This is a genomic window from Salinicoccus halitifaciens (assembly GCF_021026095.1).
Taxonomy (GTDB): Bacteria; Bacillota; Bacilli; order Staphylococcales; family Salinicoccaceae; genus Lacicoccus; species Lacicoccus halitifaciens.
In genome coordinates, this window is the sequence record NZ_JAJNCU010000004.1 from 70,368 (window position 1) to 82,169 (window position 11,802).

At 50.1% G+C, this 11,802-nt stretch carries 10 protein-coding genes; 8 read left to right on the plus strand and 2 right to left on the minus strand.

All coding sequences use genetic code 11. The annotated features are described in order from the left end of the window. Positions 1–33: 33 nt before the first annotated feature. Positions 34–951, minus strand: coding sequence for an EamA family transporter RarD (gene rarD / locus LPW40_RS09060; RefSeq protein WP_230821944.1), 918 nt, complete (start codon positions 949–951; stop codon positions 34–36). A 219-nt stretch (positions 952–1,170) separates the two neighbouring features. Here rarD and LPW40_RS09065 point away from each other — a divergent pair, with 219 nt between their 5' ends. From LPW40_RS09065 to LPW40_RS09085, 5 genes are all read left to right on the plus strand, one after another. Next, complete coding sequence (locus LPW40_RS09065) at positions 1,171–2,661, plus strand: phytoene desaturase family protein (protein WP_230821945.1); 1,491 nt, start codon at positions 1,171–1,173, stop codon at positions 2,659–2,661. A gap of 72 nt (positions 2,662–2,733) precedes the next feature. Then, positions 2,734–3,207 carry a glycosyl-4,4'-diaponeurosporenoate acyltransferase CrtO family protein gene (locus tag LPW40_RS09070; protein ID WP_230821946.1) on the plus strand — a complete coding sequence of 158 codons (474 nt, stop codon included), beginning with the start codon at positions 2,734–2,736 and terminating at the stop codon, positions 3,205–3,207. A 79-nt stretch (positions 3,208–3,286) separates the two neighbouring features. After that, positions 3,287–4,798, plus strand: a complete 1,512-nt coding sequence (locus LPW40_RS09075) for a phytoene desaturase family protein (RefSeq protein ID WP_230821947.1) — start codon at positions 3,287–3,289, stop codon at positions 4,796–4,798. A 47-nt stretch (positions 4,799–4,845) separates the two neighbouring features. Further along, complete coding sequence (locus LPW40_RS09080) at positions 4,846–5,952, plus strand: glycosyltransferase family 2 protein (RefSeq protein WP_230821948.1); 1,107 nt, start codon at positions 4,846–4,848, stop codon at positions 5,950–5,952. Positions 5,953–5,988: 36 nt separating this feature from the next. After that, complete coding sequence (locus LPW40_RS09085) at positions 5,989–6,906, plus strand: alpha/beta hydrolase (protein ID WP_230821949.1); 918 nt, start codon at positions 5,989–5,991, stop codon at positions 6,904–6,906. A 54-nt stretch (positions 6,907–6,960) separates the two neighbouring features. Here the strand turns inward: LPW40_RS09085 and LPW40_RS09090 are convergent, their stop codons facing one another. Then, positions 6,961–7,980 carry a hypothetical protein gene (locus tag LPW40_RS09090; protein ID WP_230821950.1) on the minus strand — a complete coding sequence of 340 codons (1,020 nt, stop codon included), beginning with the start codon at positions 7,978–7,980 and terminating at the stop codon, positions 6,961–6,963. Positions 7,981–8,162: 182 nt separating this feature from the next. On the opposite strand from LPW40_RS09090, the gene LPW40_RS09095 reads away from it, so the two are divergent. From LPW40_RS09095 to LPW40_RS09105, 3 genes are read left to right on the plus strand one after another with little or no spacing between them, the layout of a single operon-like run. Then, the gene (locus LPW40_RS09095; protein WP_230822111.1) at positions 8,163–8,624 is read left to right on the plus strand and encodes a MarR family transcriptional regulator; all 462 of its coding nucleotides are present in this window, start codon (positions 8,163–8,165) and stop codon (positions 8,622–8,624) included. Continuing rightward, positions 8,602–11,286 (plus strand): MMPL family transporter, encoded by a 2,685-nt coding sequence (locus LPW40_RS09100; RefSeq protein ID WP_230821951.1) that lies wholly within the window; start codon positions 8,602–8,604, stop codon positions 11,284–11,286. The genes LPW40_RS09095 and LPW40_RS09100 overlap by 23 nt, the downstream gene beginning before the upstream one ends. 50 nt (positions 11,287–11,336) lie before the next feature. Beyond that, a complete protein-coding gene (locus tag LPW40_RS09105; protein ID WP_097041563.1) occupies positions 11,337–11,579 on the plus strand; it encodes a hypothetical protein in 243 nt (80 codons plus the stop codon). Positions 11,580–11,802: the final 223 nt, after the last annotated feature.

Consider the following 11,802-nt stretch of genomic DNA (forward strand, 5'->3'; position numbering starts at 1 on the left):
TACCACGCCCGATATTTTTTCACTAATGATATGCTAATTTTCAACGCGCCTGCGGGCGATCCTCCTGTTTTCATTCCTCATTGTAAAGTATCTGTTGACGCTGTAGAGTATCAGGCCGCCCCAGATGAATATATACGCGACCTGATGCACGCGGGTGAAGGCTTCATCATACATGAAGACGCCGATGATGAGCATGATCGTCGGTGCAAAATACTGCAGGAACCCGATCAATGAAAGGCGTATCTTCTGCACGCCGAGGCTGAACAGGAGCAGCGGGACGACAGTGGCAAGGCCTGTGCCGACCATCCATATGCTTTCGGTGTTCATACCGAAATCCCCCGCCCCCGAAAAGCCCAGGTAAAGGATATAGATCAGTGCGAACGGCGCAAGGACGAATGTTTCGACCGCCATGGCATAGATTGCATCCAGATTGATCGTCTTCTTGATCAGTCCGTAGACGCTGAAGCTGACCGCGAGATAAAATGATATCCACGGTGCCGAGCCGAGTCCGGCAGTCATATAGACGACACCGATGGCGACGACCAGGATGGCGATCCAGCCGATTTTTGAAAAACGTTCACCGAGTATGATGAATCCAATTAAGATGCTGATGAGCGGATTGATGTAATACCCGAGGCTCGCATCGAGTATATTGCCTGAGTTCACGGCAATTATGTATACCAGCCAGTTGGAAGTGATGGCCATCGAGGCGAAAAACAGGGCGACCACTTTCTTTTTATTGCTGAATATGAATTTGAGGTCTTCCTTGAAATAAAACCATCTGCCCATGACGATGATCAGGAGCAGCATGAAAACGAATGCCCACAACACCCTGTGTGCAATGATTTCATATGAAGAGACCGCCTCGATCTGCTTCCAGTAGATCGGCATGAAGCCCCAGACAAGATACGCCCCCAAAGCAAAAAGGACCCCTTTTGTACTCTCGCTCAAAATATGATTCCTCCCCCGGTTCAATTTATAATGCAATATAATCATATTACTCCTGCGTAACGGCATTTGAAAGAGTTTAAACTCAATAAAACATCAAATCGAAGTTCAGGTTTCCACCGGATGGCTTAGGCTCAAAATATCAATCGATGTTTTTCTTTGGTATGATATCTGTACAATTAAATTTCTGAATTTTAAGAATGACATAAGGAGAGGTATCGAATGCCACAAAAAAGCGTACTGGTCATCGGCGGCGGGCTCGGCGGGCTGTCTGCCGCCATTTCCCTCGCACAAAAAGGATACGGTGTATCGTTATATGAAAAAAATGAGCATCTGGGCGGAAAGCTGAACCGTCTTGAACAGGATGGCTTCGGATTCGATCTCGGCCCCTCCATCCTGACCATGCCTAAAGTGTTTGAAAAGCTCTTTACGGCGGGCGGAAAGAAGATGGCGGACTATGTCCCGACCGTCAAGCTGGACCACCAGTGGCGCTCCTTCTTCCCCGACGGCAATGTCATCGATCTCCATGAAGATATAAAGGATATGCAGGAGAAGAATCCATCACTGGGTAAAAAGGATATCAGGCAGTATGAAAAGCTGCTGGCCTACTCAAAAAAATTGTATGATACGACCGAGAACAGCTACTTCAAAGGGGTCGATGATGAGAAGGATATTTTGAAGTATCAGGGGCTGCTCAGCACATTGAGGGGCTTTGATCTTTTTTCAACGGTGCATCAGGCGATTGATAAGCGGATCAGCAATAAGCAATTGAGTGATATGCTTTCATACTTCGTCAAATACGTCGGCTCCTCCCCCTACGATGCACCGGCTGTATTGAACATGATGATTTATATGCAGCATGACCAAGGTGTATGGTATGTACCGGGCGGGATGGACCGGTTGGCCAAAGGCCTCGTACAGCTTGCCGGGGAAACCGGTGTGGAGATCCATACCGGTAAGCAGATCAAAAGGCTCCGGGATTCAGAAGGCAGGATAGACGGCGCCGTCCTCGATGACGGGACAGTTTTAAGCGCAGACTATTACATTTCCAATATGGAAGTCATCCCGGCTTATGAGAAGCTGATCGGGGGAAATGAAGACTACGTCCGGAAACTGAAGAAGAAATTCGAGCCTGCGAGTTCCGGCCTTGTCATGCATCTGGGCGTGAAGAAGAGCTATCCGCAGCTTGCCCATCATAACTTCTTCTTCGCAGAAGATATGAAAAAGCAGATGAATAACATATTCCATAAGCACAAACTGCCCGATGATCCGGTCATCTACCTTGTGAACCCCAATAAGACGGACCCGGAACAGGCGCCGCCGGGACATGAGAATCTGAAAGTGCTCCCCCACATCCCATACATCCAGGATGAGCCTTTTACAGATGAAGACTATGAGTGGTTTGCAGAACTGACACTGGTCAAGCTTGAGCGCATGGGACTCACGGATCTGCGGCAGAACATCGTCACAAAAGATGTATGGACGCCGGAGGACATCCAGCGGGTATACGGCTCCGACCGCGGTGCAATCTACGGCACCCTGTCGGACCGCAGGAAGAATAAAGGATTCAAGCACCGGAAGCAGAGCGAACTCTATGAGAACCTTTATTTTGTCGGGGGTACGGTGAATCCCGGCGGCGGAATGCCGATGGTCACCTTGAGCGGCCAGCATGTATGCGAGCAGATCGTCGCAAGGGATTCAGGGGACAATTGATGTACCCCCAGTTTTAAAGCCTACACATTTAATGGCAATGCCCGAAAAAATGAACTGTCAGGAGGCCAAACCATGCAGGTGATTTCATTTCCCCTCTTTTGGACGATCGTCATAGATATAGGTGCCTGGTTCTTTTTCCATATGGCCATTTCAGTCCTCTGTCTGAAACTCCCTTCCGGCGCGTTCCGGAACAATGCTTTCTGGTCCCGCATCTATTCATGGGAAAAATCAGGGGCGCTCTGGCATCAGCTGTTCCGGGTCAAGTCATGGAAAGGCAGGCTGATCGACGGCGCCTCCCTGTTCAAAAGAGGGTACCGGAAGAAATCACTGCACGGCATGAACAGGGCAGACCTTGATACATTTGCCATGGAGACGGAACGGGCCGAGCTCACGCACTGGCTTTCGATACTGCCCGCCCCGCTGTTCTTTCTATGGAACCCGCCTTTGGCGGGATGGCTGATGATCGTCTATGCGCTCGCTTTCAACCTGCCCTTCATCATCACACAGCGGTATAACCGCGGCCGCATCAAAAAGATGCTGTCGTGATCCGGGAGGTTTTTATTTTACAAAGGGCCGGCAGACATTTGAGACATGATTGAATACGTTTAAGGAGCGGGATGTGAACATGACAAAGAAAGTGATCGTCATCGGGGCGGGTGCCGCGGGGCTGGCAAGTGCAATCAGGCTGCAGCATGCCGGCTATCAGGTGGAAATCCACGAAAAGGAGTCCACCCCGGGCGGGAAGATGAACCGTCTTGAGAAGGACGGGTATCAATTCGACCTCGGGCCGAGCATCGTCATGATGCCTGAATTATACAGGGAAATATTCGAGCTTTGCGGACGTGATCCCGATGACTACATTCCAATGGAGAAATTGGATCCGATGTATCGTGTGTACTTCAGCGACACGCCGGATGATCCCATCGACATCTCCTCCGACCTGACTGAACTGACCAGGATGATTGAATCCATCAGTCCCGGGGACACTGGAGGGTTCCTTCAATATCTGCATGACATTTATAAAGGGTACAACTTTGCACGTGACAACATCCTGAAGCGGCCATTCAACAAAAGACGGGACTTCTACAATCTTTCGATGTTCAGGGAGGCACCGGGAGTGAGACTGGTGGGGACAGCCGATAATTTCATCGGACGGTATATAAAAAGCGAGCGCCTGAAGCAGGTCATGGGTTTCCAGACACTGTACATAGGCATTTCCCCGTTCAGCGGCCCTTCTTTCTATTCGATGATTCCGATGATCCAGTTTTTATACGGAATCTGGTTCATCAAAGGCGGGATGTACACCATGGCAACAGCGATGGAGCGGCTTTTCAAGGAGCTTGGCGGGGAAATTTTTTACGGGAGCCCGGCCCGGGAAATCTCCATCGAAGACGGGAGGGCGACCGGCATCAAGGTTGACGATAAGAAGATCGATGCCGATTTTGTAGTCTGCAACGCGGATTTCCCATATGCGATGAAGCACCTGGTGAAGCGGCCTGCGGATAAGGGTAAGTTCACCGACAGGAAGATTGAAGGCATGAAATATTCCTGTTCCGCCTTCCTTCTCTACTTGGGGATGGACCGTAAATATGAAGACGTCGAACATGTCCATAATTTCATATTCAATGAATCTCTCGAGAAGAACATGCATGACATCTTTGAAGGCAAGAAGTTGGAGCACGCTTCCTTCTACGTCTATATCGCATCGAAGCTCGATCCGTCGCTCGCGCCCGAAGGAAAGGACGGGCTGTATATACTGATGCCCGTATCCGACCTCGGTACAGCCGACTACGAGTGGAATGATGAAACGATCCGATACTACCGTACATACATCTTTGAAACTTTGAAAAAAATTCGTGGATTTGAAAACATCGAGCAGGAGATCGTGACGGAAACCACCTTTACACCGGTGGATTTCGCATCCAGGTTCAATGCATACAACGGGGCCGCCTTCGGGCTGCAGCCGACCCTCTCCCAGAGCATACACAACCGGCCGCAAAGCAAATCTCCGGACTGTGCCAATCTGTATTTCACAGGCAGCAGCACACACCCGGGCGCAGGTGTCCCTATTGTGCTGCTGTCGGCAGGCATTGCCGCAGAGGCACTCATCCGGGACGACAAAGCCACTCCGGAATGATGAAAATAGCAAATGGTCACTGAACGTATTGAAAGGAGGAGTATCTTATGATGATCAACCTTATACTGGGTTTTCTCGCCATTGTTGCCGGCATCGTCATGTTTTACTCCCTGCCCTCACCTTCAGGCCGGGATGAAAATGGCCGGTATCCCTTTTTATCCATCATCATCCCTGCAAGGAATGAAGCAGAAAGGATTCCACCCCTGCTCGAATCCCTGCACGAACAAAAATACAGGCTGTTTGAAGTCCTGGTCGTCGATGATCATTCCACGGATGACACCGTCAAAGTTGCAGCATCTTTTGGTGCGACGGTGCTGCACAATGAATCGAAAGAAGCCGGCGCCGGAAAATCATCAGCATGCTGGCACGGCGTGCAGCATTCAAAAGGAGAATGGCTGCTGTTTCTGGATGCCGATACACGCTTTTCCAATCCTGACAGCCTTTCGCATCTGCTGGCACAGTATCGGCGGAAAGGGGCCCGGGGGATACTGTCCCTGCAGCCCTTCCACACCATTGAAAAATTATACGAGAACCTTTCAGCCATCTTCAACGTGATTGTCATTGTGGGGATGAATGTGTTCACCATCCGGGGGAAACAGTTTGAGCCTGCAGGCTCTTTCGGCCCCTGTATTCTGTCCGACAGGGAAGGTTACTTCTCGACTGGCGGGCATAAGGGGATACAGGAGGCAATCATGGATGATCTGGCGCTCGGACAGGCCTATCTCGATAAAGGTCTGCCCGTTCATTGCCTCGGGGGCAGGGGCGTCATTTCTTTCCGCATGTATCCTGAAGGACTGGGAAGCCTTGTGGAGGGCTGGTGCAAGAGCTTTGCGCTCGGCTCCAAAGCGACACACCCTGCCGTCATGCTGATGACCATCATCTGGATTTCGGGCAGCTTCATAAGCTCCGGGGCATTTATTTCCTCCATCCTCTCAATGGATATCGTGATGATCATGCTCACCGGCCTGCTCTATTTCCTCTATGCATTTCAGACGATGGTATTCGCCCGGAGATGCGGCGACTTCAAAAAAATCATTTTTATATTCCACCCAATCCTGTTCACATTTTTTGCAGGCATATTTATATACTCACTCTTCCGGGTATATGTACTGCGTTCCGTGAATTGGAAAGGCCGGAAGATCAACGTCAAATAGCCGGCGTTTATTTGCCGGGCCTGCCACTTCTGCATAATGAAAAAACTGAAAGCGAGGCCAGCCGTCATGCCTAAAATCATCATTGCAAAATTACTGAGGCTCTTTCCCAACAAGGCAGTTAAAAAACCAATGGTCGATCCTCAGCCTGTGAAAATAAAACAAGATATCATCGTTGACACATCCGTCGGACCTACCGACATATCAATTTATTATCCATTGGAAGCAGAAAAAGAAAAACACCCCGTATACATCAATTTCCATGGCGGTGCCTTCATAATGAATGATAAAGAGATGGATGATCCGTATTGCAGATACCTCGCCAATCAGACGGGATGTGCGGTCCTCAACATCGATTATGTGAAAGCACCTGAATACCCTTTTCCGAAAGCGATCGAACAGAGCTATGATGTGTTCCGGTGGATGAAGGCCCACGCGGATGACTTGAACATCGACCCTGAAAAGGTGATGGTGGGCGGACAAAGTTCAGGGGGCAACATCGCCGCTGCATTCTGCCTCCATCTTGAAAATAAGATGGAGAAGCAGCCGCTACTGCAGGCATTGGCTTATCCGATGCTGGATTTCGTCACATCATATGCCAGGAAACCCGACCCAAGTAAGCTGCGCGCGAAATTCCCGCAAGCCGCACATTTTTTGAATGTATGCTATGTGCCCGAAAAGGAAATGGCCCGGAATCCCCTCGCCTCCCCGGTATATGCGGATGTGAGTGACCAATTGGCCCCTGCCCTCATCCTCATTGCCGAGCATGACGCCTTCAGGCCGGAAGCGCAAAGGTATGTAGAAAAATTGAAATCTGCCGGCGTCAGCGTCCAAAATGTCCTTTTCAAAGACTGTTCCCATGCTTTTACGCATTTCGGCCCAAAAGAAAAAGCCCTGGAGGCCTGGCAGTTGATTGCGCGGAGGATTAAAGAAGCGGCCAACCCCCGGCAGGTCTGAAGGTGAAAGTGTCGGATACCTGAAAAAGCCCGGGGTTTCCCGGGCTTTTTTTGATCAATAGTTCCTGTCATCCAAAGGCTTGAGATCATCACCGATCCGGCCGTCATACGCCGGACCTTCACTGCCGGAGGCCGCGGCCTCTGCCGCCCTTGCATCCAGCTCATTGCGCCCTTCGAAATAAAACGCAACGACCGACCCGAGCATCATGTACATCACATAGATGTATACGGCAAAGATCGCCAGGCCGGCGGCAATCAGGATCAGTGCGAATAATATGCCGCTGTCCGTTGCGCCGAGCACAAGGCTCCCGAGCAGTGCTGCCGCGATGATGCCGATGATGTAAAGCACGGTCACACCGATCATCAAAAGGATATTGCTGAAGAACAGCTTCACCAGGCTCTGATCCGCCTGGAACATGACTTTGAATGCAATCGAAAATTTATCGAAAGTCGGGATGTGCGGCTGGTCCACATAGACCAGATACAAAAGGACCATATAGATCATCAGGAGTATGAATGGTATATACATCAGGAAGACCACCAGCAGATTGAGGGTGATCATCAGTATGACGAGGCCGATCTGGCCCGTGACCATCGCAGCCGATGCTTCGAGCCCCTCATAGGACATGCCGCCGAGCGCTGCGGAAAACGGCAGGTTGATCGCTGTCAGCACAAGCTGCATCAGCATGCTGATGGCGAAATTGATGACCAGGTAGGCGACGATCACAAGGATGGTGAGCTTGACGGCCTTGCCGTACCTGCCCCCTTTAAAGACGAAGAACAGATCGGAAAACCCGTAGGGCGACCGCTGATATGCCGATGTGAAAAACTTGATGATGCCGATGCTCAGAGGATAGATGACGAAGACACCGAACAGGAATAACAAAAAGAAAACAATGAACGCATACAATATTGCCCATGTGCCTTCGCCTATCGCAAACAATGGCAGCAGGGCAATCAGCATGACCGCAAAAAATGAAACTGTCATCACGATGCCTGCAAGTATCGTCAGGCCGATGACCTTCCCCGCCTGCCCTTCTGCATTCCTTCTGAATAATGACTGGTACTGGAACATTCAACTCACTCCCCGGTATTTATTTATTATAAGAATACCACTCCTTCTGAATTTGTGCGATATACGGCACAGTCTGCAATGGTGTCATTCATTGAACACAATCATCAAACGTGCTAAACTCTTTCTGTGGCAAAATAGTACAGCATGCTAAACTACATGAAGGAGGCAGACGATTGGAAAAGATGCCGGATACTTTGAACAACCTGCGGGACATATACGGATACGGCTATGCATCCATCTTCGATGATGTCACGGACACCGTGCAGAAACTGCACATTTCAAAACCCCAGATGGCAGTCATCAAGTATTTGTTCATCCATCAGCAGGCGACGCCGACGGAACTGACCGAGGCGCTCAACACGACCAAAAGCGCGACGACCCACACGCTGAAAAAGCTTGCCAATAAAAACCTGGTCACTTTCAAGGAAAATGAATTGACCAATGACCGGCGGTCAAAGCTCGTATCACTCAATGAAAATGCCGAAAAATTGCTGATCGAGTTTTTGTCGAATATAAAAGATTCGATTTATCAGGATATCAAGGATATCAGTGAAGAAGAATTGAATGAGTTGCATCAGGCAACCGAAATCATACTTAAACATATCGACGGAGGAAGAGTGAATGAAACATATCCTGAAATTTAAATGGCCGGTCACGGTGTTCATGATCGCCTTTGCAATACTGACTTACATATTTTCCCCCGACCTGACCCAGCTTGCCGCCGAAAAGGGCGACGTCCAGTTATCCGACGACCAGCCGAGTGAGCAGGCGCGCCAGTTTTTGGAAAAGCACGGGCAGGATATTGAAATGATGTCGCTTGTCCTCGAGTTTGACGGCGGGGTGTCGGAAAACCAGCAGGACATCGAATCCTACATCAACGAGCTTGAGAATTTCGAGGATATCGATAATGTGATGAATCCTTTTGAATTCAGCGACGGCATCCAGGAAAACTTCATCAATGAAGATACCGGCGTCATGATGATTCCGATGGAATACACGGGTGATGAAAATGTGATCCTCGAAGCTGCAAGCGACATCGAGGCATTGAACCCGACATCGGCCGAAACATCCATCACCTCCAATGAGCTGGTTCAGAGGACGCTTGAAGAGGACGCCATGAACGGCATACAGACGACCGAGACTTTCACCGTCATCATCGTCCTTGCGGTCCTCCTCCTCATGTTCCGGTCGGTCGTCACACCTTTAGTGCCGGTCCTGGTGGTCGGTGTTTCATACCTGATCGGGCAGTCGTTCGTCGCATGGTTCGTCGAATGGCTCGGCTTCCCCATCTCCCCGCAGACACAGAGCTTTCTGATCGTCATACTGTTCGGGGTCGGGACAGACTACTGCATACTTTTATTGAACCGCTTCAAGGAAGAACTGCTGAACAACGATAAGCACCAGGCGACACTGAACACTTTCAGGACCGGCGGCAAGACGGTCTTCATCAGCGGCATCTCGGGTGCGGTCGTGTTCGGTGTGCTCTACTTTGCGAACTTTGAAATCTACCGTTCGGCGGTCGGCGTGGCCATCGGAATGCTGTTCATGCTGCTGTCGATATTCACACTGCTGCCGATACTCATGTCACTGCTCGGCAAATACATTTTCTGGCCGAGCATCAAAAACATCGAGACGAAGGAAAGCAGGATCTGGAAGCTGTTCGGGACGTTCTCGATCAAACACCCGACACGCATCATCTTCTCGGTGGTCGCTGTCCTGATCGTGCTGTCATTCTTCTACGATGATGAAGTGAGCTACGACTCGATCAGCGAACTGGATGATTCCTACTCCGCAGTCCATGCGACGAATGTGGTGAGTGACAGTTTTGACGAGGGGGTCATCTTCCCGATACAGGTCATCCTGTCCGACGGGGATAATCTGGTCAATGATGAAACCATGACACGCATCGAGTCGGTTGCGGATACCGTGAGCAAAGTCGATGGTGTGAAGGAAGTCCAGACGGTGACACGGCCGACAGGCGACGTCATCGAGGAACTTTCGGTAAGATACCAGCTGGACGAAGCCGAATCGGGCATGACTGAAATCGCCGACGGCATGGAAGAAATGACCGGGGGACTCGAAGAGATATCCGGCAATCTGACGGAAATCAGCGAGGAGACCGGCGGTGCCGATATGGGCGGCGGAGATCTCGGTGAATTATCGGCCGGCCTGGATGAGCTTGGTGAGGGCATATCAGACATCAGCCAGTATATGACGATGACCGGGGATGTCGAAGGTGCTGCAGCCCAGCTTGAAGAAGTTCAGGGCGGGCTGTCGGAAATGTCCGCCCAGGTGGAAGCGGCAAACGAAGAGATGCTGACTCAGCAGGAGGCGGCTGCCACCCAGATGTCCGAACTCTCAAACGGTCTGTCGGAAATGGCGTCAGGCATCGACGAGATCAATGACGGCATGGAAGAAACCATCAACGGGATGGATGAAATCCAGACGCTCCTATCAGAAATCACGGATAATGAAGCCGTCGATCATACAGGCGCGAACGTACCCCAGCAATTCATGGAGTCCGACGAACTTGAAAGTGCAATCGACCAGTACAGTTTTGCAGATGACACCGCAATCAACCTGAATGTCATACTCGACGGTGATCCATACAGCCATCAGGCGATGGATGTGCTTGATGAGGTCGAGTTCACCGTCAACAGCGAACTGGAACGCCTTGAGCTGAATGAAGTCGACAGCTATTTCTCGGGCGTCACCAGCATGAACAGGGACCTTGATCAGATCACCACCGATGACTACACTTATGTCGTAACAATTTTCGTCATCACTTTATTCGTGATACTCGCGGTGCTGTTCAGGTCGTTCATCCTGCCAATCATCATGATCGGTTCGATTTTCGTCACCTACTTCGCCTCTGTCAGCATGACCCAGTGGATTCTCGGCTGGTTCGGCATAGAGCAGCTGAACTGGGCAGTGCCGTTCTTCAGCCTGATCATATTTGCAGCACTCGGCATCGACTACTCGATATTCATCATCGACAGATTCAGGGAAGAGGTCGTGACACACAGCATCAAAGATTCAGTTGAAATTGCGATCAGGAAGATGGGCTCTGTGGTCATAACGGCCGTGATCATCCTGTCCGGTACATTCGCAGCACTCTACCCATCCGGCATCGTCATCCTGGTGCAGGTGACCAGCATCATCATATTCGCACTGCTGTTTTACGCATTCGTCGTCCTGCCGCTGCTCGTGCCCGCACTGCTCGTCACATTCAAGCGCGGCAACTGGTGGCCGTTCAAAATGCCGGGCGGCGAGGAAAGACATGCGAAGTTTAAAGACGAAGAATAACGGGTATATTTACAAGACTCGAATTTAAAGAGGAAATGAGGAATAAAGATATGCCATCACAAAAAAGTGCAGGCGTTGCTGCTGTTTTAAGCTTCTTCATCAACGGCCTCGGCCAAATATACAACGGCCAGTTTTTCAAAGGCATCATGCTGATCATCATACAGGCGATCAACGGATTTTTAATGACGATACTCATCGGTTACATCTTCTTCCCGATCGTATGGTTGTTTGCAGTGATAGATGCATACAGAAGTGCCAATAAGATCAACGAAAGAAATAACCGCAGATATTAGATTTTGAGATTGGGACCGGCAGAAGCCGGTCTTTTTTATTTTATGTTTTTCGGAGTGTCCCGGCCAGAAGATGTCTTAGATGAAGCTGGCAGGATAATGTTCCGGGGGGGATGGATTACGGTCATATCTCGGCTCAAACGTTTAGTTAGGTGAAATATCAGAGACATCTAAACGGCAGTGGCACCCAAACGTTTAGTTAGAAGAAATATCAGAGACATCTAAA

What these genes read in the sequence shown, in the direction of transcription:
- LPW40_RS09085 (WP_230821949.1), top strand. Translation starts at nt 5,989, where the DNA reads ATGAAAAAACTGAAAGCGAGGCCAGCCGTCATGCCTAAAATCATCATT.
- LPW40_RS09095 (WP_230822111.1), top strand. Translation starts at nt 8,163, where the DNA reads ATGCCGGATACTTTGAACAACCTGCGGGACATATACGGATACGGCTAT.
- LPW40_RS09070 (WP_230821946.1), top strand. Translation starts at nt 2,734, where the DNA reads ATGCAGGTGATTTCATTTCCCCTCTTTTGGACGATCGTCATAGATATA.
- LPW40_RS09100 (WP_230821951.1), top strand. Translation starts at nt 8,602, where the DNA reads ATGAAACATATCCTGAAATTTAAATGGCCGGTCACGGTGTTCATGATC.
- LPW40_RS09080 (WP_230821948.1), top strand. Translation starts at nt 4,846, where the DNA reads ATGATGATCAACCTTATACTGGGTTTTCTCGCCATTGTTGCCGGCATC.
- LPW40_RS09090 (WP_230821950.1), bottom strand. Translation starts at nt 7,980, where the DNA reads ATGTTCCAGTACCAGTCATTATTCAGAAGGAATGCAGAAGGGCAGGCG.
- LPW40_RS09105 (WP_097041563.1), top strand. Translation starts at nt 11,337, where the DNA reads ATGCCATCACAAAAAAGTGCAGGCGTTGCTGCTGTTTTAAGCTTCTTC.
- LPW40_RS09065 (WP_230821945.1), top strand. Translation starts at nt 1,171, where the DNA reads ATGCCACAAAAAAGCGTACTGGTCATCGGCGGCGGGCTCGGCGGGCTG.
- LPW40_RS09075 (WP_230821947.1), top strand. Translation starts at nt 3,287, where the DNA reads ATGACAAAGAAAGTGATCGTCATCGGGGCGGGTGCCGCGGGGCTGGCA.